Raw genomic sequence first — 267 nt, forward strand, 5'->3', positions numbered from 1 at the left:
GTGCCCATAGTGCCGAAGGCAAATACTATTTTGCGACCAATTCTATCAGCCACTAAACCTGCCACGACTTTAGCAAACATCATCGTCAAGTAAGTACCCGCCATATATAGTGCCATCTCCTTAAACTTGATACCCAGTTCAGTTTCTAGATAAGACGGTAGCCAGTTACTTACACCGAAATAACCAAATAGTAATAGCCCTGAACTCATGGACCATAAAATGAACATGATGCGATGTTTTGGATTTTCAAAGATGGCTTTATAAGGG

The 267-nt window shown here is 40.8% G+C and carries 1 protein-coding gene; it reads right to left on the minus strand.

All coding sequences use genetic code 11. The features are described from left to right. Window positions 1–267: MFS transporter (locus tag AAEZ06_RS27425; RefSeq protein WP_350617262.1), on the minus strand; the 267-nt coding region annotated here is incomplete at both ends.

The sequence above is a fragment of the Pseudomonas sp. HY7a-MNA-CIBAN-0227 genome (assembly GCF_040310325.1).
GTDB lineage: Bacteria > Pseudomonadota > Gammaproteobacteria > Pseudomonadales > Pseudomonadaceae > Aquipseudomonas.